Genomic DNA, 312 nt, shown 5'->3' with positions numbered 1-312 from the left:
GGGGTTGACGAAGGATCCGAGCAGGCGGATTTCCCGGACCAGCAGGTCGAAGGGTTCGATCGAAACCGTTGCGCCTTGCGGCATGACGCCGAGGATGACGGCGGTGCCGCCTTTTCGGGCGAGGCGGGGCGCCTGCTCGATGGTCTCCGGAACCCCCGCGCATTCGATGACTACATCTGCACCATCAGGGAGAATGCCGTTCTTGCCCGATATCAACTCAATGACATCGCCGGCTGACGGATCGACTGTCGCGGTTGCGCCAAGGTCTTCGGCGAGGCGGCGTTTTTCGGCATTGCGGGTCACCAGCACCAC

General features: G+C 63.1%; 1 protein-coding gene. It reads right to left on the bottom strand.

Annotated features, from left to right (window positions below; genetic code table 11):
• Positions 1-312: zinc-binding dehydrogenase (locus tag SB724_RS19700; RefSeq protein WP_410572479.1), on the bottom strand; the 312-nt coding region annotated here is incomplete at both ends.

Source organism: Bacillus sp. SIMBA_031 (assembly GCF_046535225.1).
GTDB classification, from domain to species: Bacteria; Bacillota; Bacilli; order Bacillales; family Bacillaceae; genus Bacillus; species Bacillus velezensis.
The sequence above is the reverse complement of the archived record's forward strand: the minus strand, read 5'-3'. Positions and strand labels throughout refer to the sequence as shown.